Source organism: Microbacterium testaceum (assembly GCF_020781835.1).
In the GTDB taxonomy this organism is placed as follows: domain Bacteria; phylum Actinomycetota; class Actinomycetes; order Actinomycetales; family Microbacteriaceae; genus Microbacterium; species Microbacterium testaceum_H.
Map to the genome: position 1 here is coordinate 395,018 of NZ_JAJGNJ010000003.1, position 16,812 is coordinate 411,829.

At 69.6% G+C, this 16,812-nt stretch carries 14 protein-coding genes; 3 read left to right on the forward strand and 11 right to left on the reverse strand.

Going from position 1 to position 16,812, the window contains the following annotated elements; genetic code table 11:
* Window positions 1-8 precede the first annotated feature (8 nt).
* The 4 genes from LL239_RS06725 to LL239_RS06740 form a co-directional block, all read right to left on the reverse strand.
* A complete protein-coding gene (locus tag LL239_RS06725; RefSeq protein ID WP_228162681.1) occupies window positions 9-1,583 on the reverse strand; it encodes an ABC transporter substrate-binding protein in 1,575 nt (524 codons plus the stop codon).
* A 124-nt stretch (window positions 1,584-1,707) separates the two neighbouring features.
* A complete protein-coding gene (locus LL239_RS06730) occupies window positions 1,708-2,307 on the reverse strand; it encodes a cysteine hydrolase family protein (protein WP_228162682.1) in 600 nt (199 codons plus the stop codon).
* A complete protein-coding gene (locus LL239_RS06735) occupies window positions 2,304-2,768 on the reverse strand; it encodes a hypothetical protein (RefSeq protein WP_228162683.1) in 465 nt (154 codons plus the stop codon). The genes LL239_RS06730 and LL239_RS06735 overlap by 4 nt, the downstream gene beginning before the upstream one ends.
* Window positions 2,765-3,535 (reverse strand): amidohydrolase family protein, encoded by a 771-nt coding sequence (locus LL239_RS06740; protein WP_228162684.1) that lies wholly within the window; start codon window positions 3,533-3,535, stop codon window positions 2,765-2,767. The genes LL239_RS06735 and LL239_RS06740 overlap by 4 nt, the downstream gene beginning before the upstream one ends.
* An 83-nt stretch (window positions 3,536-3,618) precedes the next feature.
* Between LL239_RS06740 and LL239_RS06745 the strand changes: the two genes are divergently transcribed.
* Window positions 3,619-4,626 (forward strand): hypothetical protein, encoded by a 1,008-nt coding sequence (locus LL239_RS06745; RefSeq protein WP_228162685.1) that lies wholly within the window; start codon window positions 3,619-3,621, stop codon window positions 4,624-4,626.
* A gap of 148 nt (window positions 4,627-4,774) precedes the next feature.
* Here LL239_RS06745 and LL239_RS06750 read toward each other — a convergent pair whose 3' ends face one another.
* Genes LL239_RS06750 through LL239_RS06775 form a run of 6 tightly spaced genes read right to left on the reverse strand, consistent with a single transcriptional unit; the run spans window position 4,775 to window position 12,867 of the window.
* Window positions 4,775-6,202 carry an amidase gene (locus tag LL239_RS06750; protein WP_228162686.1) on the reverse strand — a complete coding sequence of 476 codons (1,428 nt, stop codon included), beginning with the start codon at window positions 6,200-6,202 and terminating at the stop codon, window positions 4,775-4,777.
* Window positions 6,199-7,536 (reverse strand): amidohydrolase, encoded by a 1,338-nt coding sequence (locus LL239_RS06755; protein WP_228162687.1) that lies wholly within the window; start codon window positions 7,534-7,536, stop codon window positions 6,199-6,201. Before LL239_RS06755 ends, LL239_RS06750 begins: the two co-directional genes overlap by 4 nt.
* 5 nt (window positions 7,537-7,541) lie before the next feature.
* Entirely contained in the window at window positions 7,542-9,008 is a 1,467-nt protein-coding gene (locus tag LL239_RS06760; RefSeq protein WP_228162688.1) for an aldehyde dehydrogenase family protein, read from the reverse strand.
* 8 nt (window positions 9,009-9,016) lie between these two features.
* Window positions 9,017-10,546 carry a glutamine synthetase family protein gene (locus tag LL239_RS06765; RefSeq protein ID WP_228162689.1) on the reverse strand — a complete coding sequence of 510 codons (1,530 nt, stop codon included), beginning with the start codon at window positions 10,544-10,546 and terminating at the stop codon, window positions 9,017-9,019.
* Window positions 10,539-11,876, reverse strand: a complete 1,338-nt coding sequence (locus LL239_RS06770) for a Rieske 2Fe-2S domain-containing protein (RefSeq protein WP_228162690.1) — start codon at window positions 11,874-11,876, stop codon at window positions 10,539-10,541. The genes LL239_RS06765 and LL239_RS06770 overlap by 8 nt, the downstream gene beginning before the upstream one ends.
* A gap of 43 nt (window positions 11,877-11,919) precedes the next feature.
* Window positions 11,920-12,867 carry a PDR/VanB family oxidoreductase gene (locus LL239_RS06775; RefSeq protein WP_228162691.1) on the reverse strand — a complete coding sequence of 316 codons (948 nt, stop codon included), beginning with the start codon at window positions 12,865-12,867 and terminating at the stop codon, window positions 11,920-11,922.
* 142 nt (window positions 12,868-13,009) lie between these two features.
* Between LL239_RS06775 and LL239_RS06780 the strand changes: the two genes are divergently transcribed.
* Window positions 13,010-13,732: a GntR family transcriptional regulator gene (locus LL239_RS06780; RefSeq protein WP_228162692.1), complete on the forward strand. Its 723-nt coding sequence runs from the start codon at window positions 13,010-13,012 to the stop codon at window positions 13,730-13,732.
* A 132-nt stretch (window positions 13,733-13,864) separates the two neighbouring features.
* Window positions 13,865-14,587 carry an Abi family protein gene (locus LL239_RS06785; RefSeq protein WP_228162693.1) on the forward strand — a complete coding sequence of 241 codons (723 nt, stop codon included), beginning with the start codon at window positions 13,865-13,867 and terminating at the stop codon, window positions 14,585-14,587.
* A gap of 331 nt (window positions 14,588-14,918) precedes the next feature.
* Here LL239_RS06785 and LL239_RS06790 read toward each other — a convergent pair whose 3' ends face one another.
* The gene (locus LL239_RS06790; protein ID WP_228162694.1) at window positions 14,919-16,754 is read right to left on the reverse strand and encodes a hypothetical protein; all 1,836 of its coding nucleotides are present in this window, start codon (window positions 16,752-16,754) and stop codon (window positions 14,919-14,921) included.
* Between the last annotated feature and the right edge of the window lie 58 nt (window positions 16,755-16,812).

The window sequence follows — 16,812 nt, forward strand, 5'->3', positions numbered from 1 at the left end:
GGGGAAGGTCAGCCGGTGATGCGCATGGCCGAGGGGTCCCAATACCCCGACAGCACGTGGGTGGCGAAGCCCTCACGGGCGACGTAACGGTGCGTGTCGGTGATGAGGGGCATCATGTCCACCCGCTCCAGGATGGTGCGCTGCGCCTCTTCGAAGCCGTCGCACTGCGCGGCCTGATCGGTCGCCGCCATGCCCGCCTCGTACGCGGCCACGCCCTCGGGGTTGTCGGTGTACGCGACGTTCGTGCCACCCTCGGCGTAGGTCGGACCGAGGTACCGCGCGATCGAGAGGTGGATCAGACCGGCCTCGGCGTTCTCCGCCGCCACCGCGAGGTCCCAGGTCTCCGGCTGGGTGCGCATCTGCTTCGACCAGTCGGCCGGATCCGGCGCGCTCACCTCGACCGTGGCACCGGCGGCTCGGAGAGACTCCGCCAGGTAGTCGGCGGCCGGATCCCAGTTCGACATGATCAGGAGCCGGATGGTCTTGCCCGCGAGCACCGGGGCGGCCGCGGCCGGGTCGTAGGACGACAGGAGGGAAGGCTCGTCGAGGGCGCACGAGTAGCTGGCGCTGTTCACGGTGAACTGCGGTTCGCCCAACCCGTCGAGGCCCGCCTGGTTGAACGCCTCGGGGTCGATCGCCTGCGTCACGGCCGTGCGCAGGGCCTTGTCTCCGGCGAAGATCGAACCCGCGTCCGGGTCCTGGTTGAACACGAGGTTGTAGGCCGAGCTGGCGAAGGTCACCGTGCTGTAGCCGGGCTTGTCCTCGAACCGGGTGTAGTTGGAGTCGTAGAAGCGGGCCACGTCCACACCGCCGGACTCGAGCAGGTTGGCGCTGGTGTTGAGATCGGCCTGGACGGTCAGGTTGATCGTCTTGGCGGGCTCGCCCTCCACGGTCGTCCACGCCGGCCACGCGTCGTAGTCGTCGCGCAGGGTGTACTGGGCGCTCTTGCCCGCCACAGACTCGGCCAGCGTGTACGGACCGGAGAAGGCTCCTTCGACCGTGCCGGCTGCCAGCCCCTCGGGGTCGGCGATGCCCGCCGGGCAGATGATCCCGGTGCCCGGGCGGGTGAGGCCGCTCAGCAACTGGGAGTACGGCTCGCTCAGGGTGATCTGGACCGTGCCGGCGGCGTCGTCGGCGACGAACGCGGGGGTGCCCGGGCCGAAGGCCTGCGCCTTCCAGGTCTTCGCCCCGCTGTCATCGAGCCCGATCAGGTACTCGAAGGATGCCGCGACCACGCTCGGCGTGATTTCGGTACCGTCGGCGCAGGTCGCGCCGTCTCGGATGGTGAACACGTAGTCCGAGGCGGAGGTGGCCTCCCACTCGGTGGCGAGCCCGCCGACGAGCGGCTCCGTGTCGCCCTGGCGCAGCAGCGTATCGAAGCCCAGCCGTGCGACGGTCTGGTCCGCGGTCGCCGACGCCTTGGCGGGATCGAACGTGGCGGGCGCGTACCACAGCTCCGTGTTGATGGTGTCGGTCGCCGGTGCGCCGCCCGCATCGGGCGTGGTGGAGGCGGCACAACCGGTCACGGTCAGTGCCGCAGCTGCCGCCAGGGCGATGCCGGCGAGAGTCCGTGTTCTCGTCATGATGGGTTCTCCCAGGTGTTCGGGTAGAGCATGGGGGCGCGTCGCCACGGTGGCGGGCAGTTCCATTTTGGATCCAAAATGTTTAATTACGCATCCAATATTGTTTCCGCCGTGTTACGAGTCATCACGAACGCGAGAACAGCCAGTCCGTGACCTCACCGGCCGTCACGAGCGCATCCCGCTGCACGTACGCGATCGCCTCGAGCGCGGCATCGTGGGCGGTCCTGCTGGAGCCGGCAACGCAGTCCGTCAGCACGCGCACCCGATAGTCGTGCTGATGGGCATCGACGGCCGTGTAGTGGATGCAGACGTCGGTCAGCCCGCCGACCAGGAAGACCGTGTCCGCCCGGTAGGACTTCAGCACGAGCTCGAGTTCTGTGGCGAAGAAAGCCGAGTACCGGCGCTTGCGGATGACGAACTCCTCGGGGCGCGGCTGCAGCCACGCGGCCAGCTCGGTTCCCGGATCCCCCTCGAGGCAGTGGACCCCCTCGGCGCCGTCGAGCTCTCGTCCGATATCCACGAGCGACGGCTTGTGGACCTCCTGGATGAAGACGACGGGCACCCCGGTGTCGCGGCAGGAGGCGATGAGGTCCCGCACGCGCGGCGCACGCTCCGCCCTGCCGTCCATGACCGGGATCCCCGCGGTCGGCTCGGTCCCCGCACCGCCCTGGATGTCGACCACCACGAGAACGGGACGCTGCACTCCGTCCCACACCGCGGTCACGCCGCACCTCCTGGTCGGCCGGAGCGGACATGGGCGAACGGCAGCAGCTCCTCGACGCCCACGGCCTGGTGCCGCCCCTGGAAGGACACCCATACCCGAGCCCCCGGCGCATGCTCGTTGAGCAGTTCGGCGCACACGCCGCACGGCTCGATGAGGTGCTCCGTACCGGAGGGCCGGCGCAGGACCGAGACGATGGAGCGGACCGCCTCCCCGGAGGACGCCGCGGCACTCACCGCCGCGGACTCCGCGCAGATCGAGGCCCTCCCCGACCGGGACTCCACGTGCAGCCCCGTGACGACCGATCCGTCCGCGAGACGAAAGGCACTGGCCACCTCATGGCACCCCGCGACGTAGCGCGAGCGCAGGAGGTCGAGCGCCCGCGTCAGCAGAGCGGCATCCGCCTCTCCCATCCCCTCCGGGACACCGTCCAGGAGGGGGCGCGTGGAGCCGACGGCGGTCACTGGGCGTCCAGCCCGAGAATGCGGGCGAAGTTCCCGCCCTCCACCAGTGCGCGGTCGGCCGGATCGGCGACGACCTTGGCGATCTTCATCCGCTCGAGATCGAAATCGGATCCGGGCCACTCCGTTCCCATGAGGATCTTCGCGGCACCCAGGCGGGCGTAGGCGCGCTTGACGTCCGCCATGAGTGTCGCGGATGTCTCGAGGTACACGTTCTCTCGGCGCTCGGCGACGATGATCGCCTCGGGCACGTTCCACACTGCACCCATGTGGGCGATGATCGTGGGGACGTCGGGGTGGTCCTTGACGATCTCCTCGATCGCGAACGGAGCGCAGAACGCGTCGTCGAGCGCGTTGATGATGACGGTCATCCCGTGCCGGGCGCACTCCCGGAACACCGGGTCGAGCAGCCCGTGGTCAGCCACGTGGTAGCCGTGCATGCTCGGGTGGAGCTTGAGACCCCGGATGCCGGCCTCCGCCAACCGCGTGATCTCCTCGATCGCGTCGTCGGCCTGCGGCATGACCTGACCGAATCCGATGAAACGGTCGGGGTGCGAATTCTGCAGGCCGATGATGAAGTCGTTCTCGATGCGCTGCGCCAGCGAGCACACCATCGCCATGTCGACACCGGCGGCATCCATGCGGTCGATGATGCGCTGCGGGTCGAAGGGCACGTGCGCGGGCGGCTCCTCACCGGGACGCGCCCCCGTCAGATAGTCGGAACGCCCGCGGACGTTCTGGGTGGTGTTGTATGCGTCGAGGACCTTCATCACGCGCCTCCTTGATGGACGTACCGTTGATAGGATCCATTTGACACTAAACTGGATCCAAACTGAAACCCAGGGGCCCCGTCATGATTCAGACCGTTCTCGGACCCGTCGAGCCGGCCCAGCTCGGGCCCACATCGACGAACGAGCATCTGCTCGCCGACTCGCGCCACCTGCGGCGACCGCTGCGCGACGGGGAGTGGTGGGACGGCGACGTCAGACCCGACAACCTCGGCGACCTGCGCTGGAACTGGTTGGCCTCGGCCGACAACCTCCACCTGGATTCCACCGAGGCCGCCGTCGACGAACTCGAGCTGGCTCACGCCGACGGGCTCCGGGCGGTCGTCGAAGCCACGTCGATCGGGATGGGACCCGACCCCTCGCGGCTGCCCGACATCTCGCGTCGGTCCGGAATGCACGTCATCGCCGCCTTCGGCAGCTACATCGACAAGACGCTGCCCGAGAGCTGGAAGCAGCGGAGCGACGACGACATGCGGGGGGTCTTCTCGCGCGCGCTGTCGGAGTCGATCCCGGGCAGCACCGTGCGTGCCGGTCTTCTGGGCCTGATGGGAACGAGCGCCGACATCACGATTGCGGAGGAACGCGCGCTGCGAGCCGCCGCGTCGGCCGCCGCCGAAGCCGGGTGTGCCGTCTCGATCCGCCTCGACGCGGCAGCCCGCCGCGGGCCCGAAGTGGCGGCGATCCTGACATCCGAGGGCCTGGACCCGCGTCGCATCCTGTTCTGCAACATCGACAAGGTCCTGGATGCCACGTACGTCCACGACGTCGTCGACACCGGCGCCGTCGTGGAGTTCGCCTTCGGGAGCGAGAACTACTTCGCGGACGGCGCGCGGGATGCCACCGACGGCGAGCGCCTCGCATTCCTGCTGGACCTGTGCGAGGAACGTCCCGATGCCCGCATCACGATGTCGACGTCGGTGTGGACGAAGGGCCAGCTGGCGCGGAACGGGGGCATGGGGTATGGCCACGTCGTGCGCCGCATCGTCCCCGTTCTCGAGCGAGCCGGGATGCCGTCCTCGCGCATCGAGCGGATGCTGGTCACCGAGCCCGCCGAGTTGCTCGACCGCGGCTGAGATCCCGCTCCCCCACCGGGGCCGCAAACGGGGCGGCGTAACGGGGTGGAGCACGAGCACTCTGCCATGCTCGCCCCCGCGTGTTGCGGGGCTGTTTCGGCCAGCGTTCGCCCGGGCGTCCTCCCGGCGGGAGAACGCCCGGAGGGGATCAGGCGGGCACTCCGGTCGGCACCGCGCCCACGTGCCCCAGCACGTCTTCGACCGCGGCCCCCACGGACAGCAGCGCCGCGTCGCCGCGTGAGGCGCCGACGATCTGCATCCCGACGGGCAAGCCCTCCCCGGTGAAGCCGGCCGGCGTGGCGAGCACGGGGTGTCCCGTCACCGTCAGACGACAGGCCGCCCGCTGCCAGAGGAAGTATCGCTCGAACGAGGTGCCGTCGACCTCGGCCACCCACTCCACCTCGGCGGACGGAGCGGCGACCGGGGTGGCCGGGTAGACGATGCCGTCCAACCCCCACAGCGCCGCCGCTGTCCGACGGAAGAGCACCGTGCGGTGCGCCAGCGCCGCCGCATAGGCGTCGGCGCTCAGCGCCCGACCCTCTGCGACATTGCGGACGTAGTCGTCACGGAACCCCGTGCGCCCCTCCTCGAAGCGGGCCTTGCCGTCCGCCCCGAAATTGAACATCTCGATGGCCTGCCAGCACTCGTCGGCACCGCTGAGGTCGGGTTCGATGTCGAGGAACTCGACGCCGGCAGCCTCGAGGATCCGCCGCGCCTCACGCAGAACGCCTCGGACCTCAGGGTCGATCGGCAGACCCCCGACATCCTCGCTCCACCCCAATCGGATCGAGGCCGGATCCCGCTCGGGCAGGGTCATGAAGATGTCCGGGTCTTCGACCCACGACAGCGGGGCGCGGTCGTCGCGCCCGGTGATGCCGCTCAGCAGGCGCGCGGCATCGCGCGAGTCCCGGGCCATCGGGCCTAGCACTCCGTGTGGGTCCCACCCGTTCCCGGTGCGCGCACTGGGCACGGTTCCCGGGGTGGGTCGAAGTCCGACGATGTTGCACAGGGAGGCGGGGTAGCGGATGCTGCCCCCGCTGTCCGAGCCGTCGGCGATGGGCAGCATCCCCGCCGCGAGGGCGGCGCCGGCGCCCCCGCTGGAACCGCCGGCGTGACGGCTGAGGTCCCACGGGTTGCGGCACACTCCGCGCACGGGATTGAAGGTCAGCGTGCCCAGACCCGCTTCGGGCGTGTTGGTCTTGCCGATGATGAGGGCGCCCGCACGACGCAGATTCGCCGCGAGCAGACTGTCCTCCGCTGCGGGCCTGGCGTCCGCGTACGCCGCCGAGCCGTGCGATGTGGGGAGTCCCGCGACGTCGATGAGGTCCTTCACCCCGGTCGGGAGACCGTGCAGCGGCCCCAGCCGATCGCCCCGGGCGACGGCGCGATCGGCCTCGGCGGCCATACGGAGGGCCTCGTCCTCCGGGACCAAGGACACGAAAGCGGCCACGTCCGACTCCACCTCCGCGATGCGGTCGAGGTGCGCGCGCATGACCTCGACCGCTGAGATCTCGCCGCCGGCGATTCCCTCCGCGAGGGCCGTGGCGCTCCGGCGATGGAGAGGGGTCTCGGTCATACGGGGGCTTCCTTTCGGTAGACGGTGCGGCCGGCGACGTCGGTGCGCAGCACCGGGAGGCTACGCAGCTCGTCGATGGGGACGGCGGTGGGGTCGGTCGGCCACAGCACCCAGTCGGCGCACGCGCCCGGCGCGATCACGCCACGATCGTCCTCGGCGAAGGCGGCCCGGGCTGCGCCGGTCGTGTACGCGGCGAACGCCTCGTCGAGGGTGAGGGCTTCGGCGGGATCGAGAGGGCGATCGTCCCCGGCGATGTGCCGCGTGACGGCTTGCCACATGAGATGCCGGGGGTCGAAGGCGAAGAACGGGCCGTCGGACCCGAACGCCACGGTGGCTCCGCTGTCCTGCCAGCTGCGGAGGGGATTGGCCCGCTCCGCCCGTTCGCCGAGGGCGGCGCGCAGGCCGGCGCCGTTGTGCCAGATGATCGACGGCTGCACCGAGGCGATCACCCCGGCCCGCGCCGCCTGCGCGATCGCCTCCGGCGGTGTCTCGAGGTATCCGTGGATGACCTGGAATCGCAGATCCGGCACGGCCTCGCCCGCCTGACTCGCGGCATCCACCGCGAGGGCCACGGCCGCGGAACCGACCGCGTGGGTACCGACGCCCCACCCGTGCGTGCCGCACCAGGCGACCAGTCGCCGGTACTGGTCCTCGGGAAGACGTCGCAGACCCGTGTATCCGGATGCGTCCCAGGGGCGGTCGAGCCAGGCCTGCCCCTTCAGCGCCTCGCCGTCCAGGTACACCTTGATGCCTCCGAGCGAGAGGACATCGTCGCCGAACCCGGTCGCCACGCCAATGCCGGCGAGCCGGGCGATCAGGTCGTCGATCTCCGACGCCTCCCCGGTCGCCAGCTCGAGGTACGGCATCGCGACGGTGCGCATCGTCAGGAGTCCGCGTTGGCGTGCCACCTGGTACGCCCTCATCTCGTCGGGGGTGACCGCGGGGTCGACGACGGTGGTGATGCCCAGCGCGTGCAGGAGCGGCTGGACCCGCTCCACGGCCCGGATCCGATCGTCGAAGGGCGGGTGCTCGGGCCCGTCGTCATCGAAACTGTCGCGCATGGCCGCGATGAATCGGTCGACGCCCTCGCCTGGCTGCAGGTAGTCCAGGGCCTTCAGGCCCGCTCGCTGCATGTGCATGTGGGCGTCGATGAGCCCGGGCGTGACGACACCGTCCAGCTCCTCCTCGCGCGCCCGACCCGCCCAGCGCTCACGGACCTCGGTCAGGCTTCCGACGTCGCGGACGCGATCCCCGAGCACGACGAAGGCGTCGGCGGCGGGCTGCTCCGAGGTCATCGTGACCACGTGGCGGGCGCGGTAGAGCACGACATCCATGCGCGTCACGCCTCCGGGATCGCGATGACGACGCTCTTGGTCTCGAGGAACCCGCGCAGTCCCTCCTCGCCGAGATCGCGGCCGAGGCCCGACTCGCCGGTGCCGCCGAAGGAGAGGGCGGGATCGAACAGGTTGTACGTGTTGATCCACACCGTCCCGGCATCCAGGGCCGCCGCCATCCTGTGCGCACGGCCCAGGTCGCGCGTCCACACGCCCGCCGCGAGGCCGTACGCGGTGTCGTTGGCGATGCGGATGGCATCCGCTTCGTCGTCGAACGGGATGATCCCCACGACCGGGCCGAAGATCTCCTCGCGCGCGATGAGCATGTCGTTGGTGACGCCGGTGAACAGCGTCGGTTCGACGTAGAAGCCGGGCTCGCGCACGCCGCCGCCGGCGACCAGCGTCGCTCCCTCGTCGACACCCGCGCGGATGTACCCGAGCACGCGCTCGCGCTGCTCCTCCGAGACAAGCGGTCCGACGGTGATGCCGCCGTCCAGGCCGTCGCCGACGGGGACGCGGGCCACCGCCGCGCTCATCCGCTCGGTCATCTCGGCGAGGACCGACCGCTGCACGAGCAGGCGGCTCCCCGCGGTGCACATCTGCCCGGAGTGACCGAACGACGCGCGCATCGCGGTGAGGACCGCGGCATCCAGGTCGGCGTCCTCGAACACGATGTTGGGGCTCTTGCCGCCGAGCTCGAGCGTCACGCGCGTGAAGTCCTCGGCCGCGGCGTGCGCGACCAGCCGGCCGACCTCGGTCGAGCCGGTGAAGGTGATCTTGGCGATGCCCGGGTGCGCGGTGAGCGCGGCCCCGACCGAACCGTCGCCCGTGAGGATGCTCACCGTACCGGCGGGGACGCCCGCCTCGGCCAGGATGCCGCCGAGCCGAAGCAGTGTGAGAGGGGTGTCCTCCGCGGGCTTGGCGACCACGGGGCAGCCCGCGGCGAGCGCCGGGGCGAGCTTGAACGCGGCGGTCATGATCGGGAAGTTCCACGGCAGGATGATCGCGACCGGGCCGACCGGCTCCTGCACCGTGTAGACGTGGTGCCCGCCGCCGTCGACGGAGACGACGGTGCCCCCCAGCCGCGAGGGCGCGCCCGCGAAGTGGCGGAACGTCCGCGCCGCCATGGCGGTGTCGGCGCGGGAGCGCTCGATCGGTTTGCCGTTGTCGCGGGTCTCGAGGACGGCGAGTTCCTCGAGCCGTTCCTCGATGAGGTCGGCGACCCGGTTCAGGATCCGTGCCCGCTCGAGCGGTGCGAGCCCGCGCCAGCGCCGGTCGGCGTGCGCGGCGACGGCGGTCGCGACCGCAGCGTCGACGTCCTCGGCGGTGGCGTCGGCCACGGTCGTGAGCACCTCGCCGGTGGCGGGGTCGATGACGGCACGCGTGGCCCGCTCACCCCGTGGCATCCACTCGCCCCCGAGGAGGAAGGGCTCGTAGTCCGGGAGGGCGGTGACGGTGGTGCGAAGGCTCATGGTCGTCCTCAGAAGATCTCGAAGTACTCGCGCTGCTCCCAGTCGGAGACGTGGCGAAGGTAGCGGGCGAACTCCGCCCTCTTGATGGTCGCGTACCAATCGACCACGACGTCCCCGAGCGCGGCTCGGAAGACGGCGTCGGCCTCGAACGCGTCGACGGCGGCCCCGAGGGATGCCGGCAGCGACGGGGCGTCGGTGCGGTACGGGTCGGCGGTGGGTGCCGGCGGGATGAGACCGCGCTCGATGCCGTCGACGCCGCTGATCAGCTGCGAGGCGATGTAAAGGTAGGGGTTTGCGGCGGGCTCGCCGGACCGGTTCTCCAGCCGCGTCGCGGGGTCGCCCACGCCGCCGACCGCCCGCACCATCGCGCCCTTGTTGTCGATGCCCCACGCGATGCGGTCGGGGGCGAGCGAGTTCGGCTGGTAGCGCTTGTACCCGTTGACGGTCGGGGTCGTGAACGCCGCGGCCGCTGCGGCGTGCTCCAGGATGCCGCCGAGGTAGGCCGAGCCCACGAGCGACAGCGTCGTCCCCGGCGCGTCGGGCACGAACGCCCCGCGGCCGGTCGCGCGCTCGGTGAGCGACTGATGGAGGTGCCAGCCGGTCGATGCGCCCTCGGCTCCCTGCGGGCGCGACATGAAGGTCGCGTGGTAGCCGAGCCCCGCGGCGATGCGCCGGACCGCGGTGCGGCACAGGACGATGGCATCCGCGATCTCGGCGGCCGAGCCGGCCTCCATCGTGATCTCGAACTGGCTCGGACCGAACTCCAGCTCGATCGAGCGGAGCGGCAGGTCGAGCAGCGTCAGCCCGCGGTACAGCGCGTCCACGAGCGGCTGCATGCGGTCGAGCCCCTCCTCGAGCAGCAGCTGCGAGCCGCGCGTGGTCGGGGCCGCGATCGACGCGGCGCCCGGACGGCCCGGTGCGCCCACGTGCTCGGTGGCGAGCCCGGCGTCCTCGGCGCGGAAGACGTGGAACTCCAGCTCGGCACCCACCGTCATGTCGTAGCCGCGCGCGGCGAGCGCGGTCAGCTCGTTGCGCAGGATCGTGCGGGTGCAGAAGGGCACCGGGCTGCCGTCGGGGAAGTGCAGGTCGCAGAGGATCCACGCGGTCCCCGGCGCCCACGGCAGCACACGGAAGGTGGTGGGGTCGGGCACGAGGACGATGTCGCCGGCGCCACTGAAGCCTCCGACCCCGACGCCCGTCTCCGCACTGAACACCGAGAAGACGGACTGGCCCGAGGTGTCCTTCAGCAACAACGAGCTGGGCGCCGTGACCCCCGACCGCATCGCGGCGGTGAGCCCGCCCCGGGCGATCGTCTTGCCGCGGAGGATGCCGTGCTGGTCGACGAACGAGAAACGCACCATGTCGATGCCGAGTTCGTCGATGACCCGGCGCATCTGTCCTGCCGCGGCGTACTGGGCCTCGCTCCACAGACCGTGCCGGTGCACGAAGCCCTCGCGGTCGGCCGCGAGCATGGGCCGCGCGGAGATTCCGCCGCCGCTCTCGGAGACGGGGCGCTCGTCGACGTTCCGCTCACGCATCGACGGTCTCCTCGGCGGTGGCGCTCGACGCCGCCCACGGCGAGGCGGCGCGGCGCTCCTGCTCGCGCTGGACCCAGCGCTCCTGCCACGCGTCGTTGGCCGCGATCGTGTCCATCGCGAGGGGACCGGTGAGCCTCGCGGCGTCCTCCTCGCTCACGGGGTGCGAGGGCGTCTGCCCGCCCGCGGCGAAGGCGTCGATCGCGCGCAGCAGCAGACGACGGTTGGCGGTCACGGCGCGGTCCGAGACACCGAGGCGCTCGACGGTCCGATCCTGGATCGGCCCCATGCTCTCCACGGCCCACTGGTCGTGGACGTTGATGTCCAGACCCATACCGGTGTACGTCAGTTCCTCCTGCTCCTGCGGGTCGAAGCCCCAGTTGTTGTCCCGGTTGCGGGTGGGCCGGTAATCGGGAAGCGTCACGCCCTCCAGCCGCTGCTGCAGGAGCGTCTCCTTGTCGGTGACCTCGGCGAAGTCGTACCAGATCATGTACCAGTAGTGATGCTCGTCGTCGATCGGCACGTGCCACTGCGTGAACACCTTGGTGTTGCCGAACGGGACGACGAACGCGTTCGGGAACAACAGGTTCGTGACGCGGACGTGCTTGATGTCCTCGGTGAGCTGCCGCAGCGCGAAGACGCGGAGGCCGTGCTCGGCGCTCTCGACCTCGATGTCGGGGCGGTAGCTCTCGCCCACGAGCATCGAGAGCTTCTTGCCGGTGCCCTCGACCTCCTCGGCGAACTGCTGCCCGTACATCTCGCGCGGGTCCTCCTGGATGAAGCGGTGCAGGAACGACACGTGGCTCGGGTCGATGCCGCCCTCCAGGCCCTGCAGCCAGTTGCAGTCCCACAGGCCCTTGAACGCGAAGGTGTACTCGTCGGGGGCGACGAAGCAGTCGTAGTGCGGGAACGGCGGCGGGTCACCCGCCCCCATGTAGGTGAAGATGATGCCGTTCTTCTCCACGCACGGGTAGTTGGCGATGCGGATCTTGCCGAGGAACTGGCTGTGCTCGGGCTCGGCCGGCTGCTCGACGCAGCGACCCTCGCCGTCGTAGAGCCAGCCGTGGTAGAGGCACCGGATGCCGTCCTCCTCGAGGCGGCCGTACGACAGGTCGACGCCACGGTGCGCGCAGTAGCGGCTGATGAGCCCCCAGCCCTCTCTCTTCTTGAACAGCACGAGGTCTTCGCTCATGATGCGGACGGCTTTGACCGGTCGCTCCCCCGGCATCTCCGAGACGAGCGCGGCGGGCTGCCAGTACGAGCGCAGCAGGTTGCCGAGGGGAGTGCCGGGACCGGACCGGGTGATCTTCTCGTTGTCTTCCTGCTTCAGCATCGCCGTCGCCCTTCGTGATCGGTGTCGGTTGTGTCCGGGGCCTTCAGGCCTGGAGCACGAGGAGGGGGCACGCGGACCGCGAGACGCAGACCATCATGCAGTCGTTCGCGGCGCGCTCCTGGGCCGTGAGGACGAAGTCCCGGTGCTCGACCTCGCCCTCGAGCACGCCCGTCTCGCAGCTGCCGCAGATGCCCTCCTCGCAGTCGGAGAGCACGTCGACACCCGCTTCGCGGATGACCTCGAGCACACTCTGCTCGGGCTCGACGGTCAGCTCGACGCCCGTGAGCGCGAGGCGCACCGCGAACGGTCCGCCGGGCTCGTACTCCACGACCGGGGCGGTGAAGTACTCCAGGTGGAGACGACCGGATGCCTCGGGCACCAGGCGCGTGACCTCCTCGAGCATGCGCGCGGGTCCGCACGCGTATACCGCGGCGTTCGGGTGCGCCGCGAGCTCGGCCACGAGGTCGGCGCGCACGCCCTCGTCACGGGCGACGACGTCGACCGCCCCGCCGGGGATCGCGCCGAGGTCGTCGAGGAACGCCATCCGGGTACGGGAGGCACCGAGGTACAGCACCCGCCACGGCACGCCCGCTGCAGCGGCGGCGCGCACCATGGGCACAATCGGCGTGATGCCGATGCCGCCCGCGAGGAACAGGTACTCGTCGGCGGGGTCGAGGCCGAAGTGGTTGCGCGGTCCGCGGAGCGTCACGACATCGCCCGGGCGCAGCCGCTCGTGCACGGCGCGGGAACCGCCACGGCTCTGCTCCTCGCGCAGGACCGCGACCCGGTAGCGCGCCGAGCCGGGCTCGCCGCACAGGGAGTACTGCCGGACCGGGGCGCCCGTGAGCGCAAGATCGACGTGGGCGCCGGGCGTCCACTCGGGCAGCGGCCCGTCCACGCCCTCGAGTTCGACCGCCATCACGTCGGCGGTCTCGAGCGTCAAGGAGCGCACGCGGGCGCGGAGCTCGGTGGCATCCTCTCGCGTGGTCATGTTTGGATCCTAACAGATGTGGATTGGATCCCGACTGCGCGACCTGGGAGCCAGGTGGGCGTGGATTGCGTGGCATCCGGGTCCCCTTCTGCTAGGTTCGCAAGTCGCGGGAGCGCGACCACGACCGACGAAGAGGGGCAGCATGGCCGCACGGGGGGACACCGATATCTCGGCGACGGGAGGGCACGCCCTCGTCGACGAGATCGCCGCGAAAATCCGGGAACGCATCATGTCGGGCGATATCCCCATCGGCGCTCAGCTTCGTCAGGCCGAGCTCGCGAACGACTTCGGCGTGAGCCGCACCCCGGTGCGCGAGGCGCTACGCCAGCTGCAGACCGGCGGACTGATCGAAGTGCTCCCCAATCGCGGCGCCGTCGTGCGCGTGCCGGCGCCGTGGGAGGTGCGCGAGGCCTACGAGGTACGCGCCGAGCTCGAGGCGCTGGCCGCCGCGCGGGCGGTCGAGCGCATCTCACGGGGCGATGTCGCCCGGCTGCGCGAGGCGAACCAGGACATGTACGACCGCTCGCTCGCGCGCGAACGCGGCGAGGCGGACCCCGCGCTGGCCAGCCGCCGCGAGAACGACGTGTTCCACAACACCATCGCGCAGGTCTCCGCGAACGCGCGCCTGGCCCGTGCGATCGAGGAGATCAACGAGACCTTCCCCCGCAACGTGTCGGCCCAGCTCCTCGTGGGCGACGACCGTCACCGCGAAGAGAACTTCCAGGAGCACGTGCGCATCATCGAGGCGATCGAGCGCGGCGACGCCGAGGCCGCCCGCCGCGAGATGCGCGAGCACGTGCTGAAGGCCGGCGAGCAGCTGGCCCGCTGGTACGAGCGCCGCTCCGCGACGGTGTTCACGGGCTGAGTGCATGGCCCGGAAAGGTCGGGCCACGTCCACGTCGCGGAGAACAAGAATCCCCCCGCAAGGCGAGGGGATTCTGGGATAGGCACGACGGTCCAAGCCCGTCGCTCTGCACTCCACGGTACGTTCTAGGTCGTGTCGAGTCAACCTGATGTCCGGCGGCTCCTCCTGAGTGAGCCCCGATTGCGGCCCTATCTGGACGACGCCGGCGAGGATCTCGAGCGCGCCTGGTCGACCTATCTCTGGGCGAACGAACTGTCCGGCGCGCTCCACGCCCAGATCTCGCTGGTCGAGGTAGCGATCCGCAACGCTCTGGATCGTGCGGTGTCCACATGGAACGTCAGGAACGGCGGATCGGCAGAGTGGACTCTCGCGGGCAATGCCCAAGAGCCTCTCTATGCACTACTGAAGGACGACCTCAACAAGGCCCGAAGAGCCGCCGCACGTGAGGCAGGGCTTCGCACGACCGGTCACCCTCGACACGGAGCGCTCGCTGGGCACGATGACATCGTGGCGCAACTGATGTTCGGCACGTGGGTCAAGCTGCTGCAGCCCATGTCGAAGGTCGAATCACCTCATCGTCAGGTGGCCTTGTGGTCAGCTGGCCTGAACGCTGCGTTCCCAGGGGCGGACCAATCTGACGCGGGGAGGGCGAAAATCGGTGAGCAACTCGACAGCATTCGGCGTCTGCGAAATCGCGTTGCGCATCACGACAACCTCCTCAGCGTCAAGACGAGTAGCCGCCTGAACCAGATGCTCTCGCTCGTGCACAAAGCCAATGCGGCCTACCCCAGGCTCGTGATGGCGAACAGCAGTGTCCGGCGCATCGCCCGCGACGACCCCCGGCGGGTCAAGTAGCCGAAGGCGTTACGCGAGCCTGCCTCATTCTCGGACTCCTGCCCTCAGGCGCCCTCGCCGCCAGGCACCTCCCGCTCCAGCGCACCCGATATCCCGCGCACGGCTGGCGGCGCTCTATCGCACCCCGCGCGTCGACGTCATTTGCCACCGGCTCCACGTCGCTTACTCAGACTGGCGTGACCGCTGGTGTCACGTCAGTCTCAATAAGTTCGAATCGAGACTCACTGATGTGTACCGAATCGCTGTAATGGAGTCTCGGACGAATCATCCGGAGACGCATCAGGGCGGAGCGTCCCCACTCGGCCGTCGTCGCCCGCACCCCTAGGTCTCGTCAGTTGCAGAACTCGGCGGGCAGATACGCGCCCCCCACGTCGATTGCCCACACGAAACCCTCCGGCGTCACGCCCACGCCGATCTCGCGACCCGCGTCATGCAAGACGTACATCGATCCATACGGAGTATGGGCATTTGGCGCGACCCGGTACCCCAGCGCTTTCAAGTCCGATTCGGACGAGCCGAGCGTGATGCCTTCGGCCGTCGCCGGAGCCCCCTCGACCTTTGCCGATATCTCGCCGCCTCCGGCGACGAGGAAGATGTAGTGGGCGGGATTCTCGCCCCACACGGAAACGAACCAGTCCTGCGAACTCCCATCGCAGCGCAGCGCGTGGCTGCCGAGAGCTGGCTCGACCGTGGACCAGGGCCCGTCGAATGTCGCCGGTCCGATGCCCGCCCCTGAGATAAGCCATGGTTTCGGTGCGAGAGCCTGAGGATTCAGGGAGATCCTGAGTGCGCGGGTCTCACGGGATGCTGCTTGATCCGCCGAATAGTCGGTGAGGTCGATGAGTAGACCCAATCCCGAGAAGAGGATCGTCACCTGACCGAGCAGCTTCCCGGCGCTCTTCATCGCGGCCGACGGCTCCAGACCGCGCCGCGCGAGCTCGGCGGCATACGTCTTCATGATGAGATCCGTGTTCCCGTAGGCGCAATTCAGCACGGCCGCAGACACTCTGATGGCGTCGCCGCCGGCGGCGTTCACGCCGGAGGCGCACGTTGCGAAGATAATGCCGAAGGCGACAAGCCCGTCGGATTTGGCTGCGCCCATACCCGCAATGAGACGGGCGCCCGTAGACGCCATGTACTGCTCCATGCTGGGAGCCGGGAGCTCCAGCAAGAAATCCGAGGCGAAGCCCGTGAGCGCGGACGCAGGGATGCCGAAACTGATCTCCTCACCCGAGCCGACGAACCGTCCGGAATTGAACAGTTCGGCAATGGATTCTCCGATGGCGCTGTCGACGCCGCCGATGGTGTCGATCGCGGTTGCGAGGTTCTGCTCGTACGTCGAGTTGTACTCCCACACCGGATCAACCGCCAGATTCACCGGGAACCCGTAGCCGCGGTTCGATCGCGCCTTCAGGACGAGCACGTCGGGATTGCTCGCGTCGTGCCCCGCGCAGAAGCGCACAGAATCTTCCACAGCGAAGCTGACGGGGATGTCGCTCACCCAATTGGGCGTCGATTGATCGCACTCGGGCAGCTCGACCCGGGACGACAAGTAGCTCGCAGCTGTCCAATAGATGGCGTTCGCACCGTTGGTGGCGGCTTGCCCCAGCCACTCGCCCGCGTTCCGAGCTACCTCGCCGACCTTCTGACCCGCTTGAGCGGCCGCGTCGCGTACTGATGTCAGCGCTGCAGTAGTCCCCAACACGAAGTCGTTCCACAACGAGAAGTGGTGGACGATCGCTGTCGCCGTTCTCCGGTCCGCCGAAAGGGTCGTCGGAGTTGCGTACCAGGCCCCATACTCCTCGTTCCAGTAAGCGAACGTCGGGTTCGCGTCGTTCGGCAGAGGCGCGGCATATGTACGACTCAGGGTTGCACCCTCAGCAGGGAGTTCACCATCGAGTGAAACCTCGACCGGGGTTCCGAAGACGACATCGAGACCGCCCGCGATTTCGGACATGCCGTCGACGGCCGCCAGTGCCTCGCCCTCGGGAGCGGGCACCACGACTGTCGGCTGAACATCGCCCGGGACCGTGGCGGTGAGCGCAGTGGCTTGACCATTCGACGCGTCCGGGGATGGAATGCAGGCCGATAGACCGAGGACGAGCGCGGACGCCATCCCGACAGCAACAAGTCGCCTCACGATCGGATGACGATTCACGGCCAGCATCCCCCCGGTGTAGTCGTTGCCGAAGCATATCCGGACGGCCGCGCTGGTCGCATCAGCT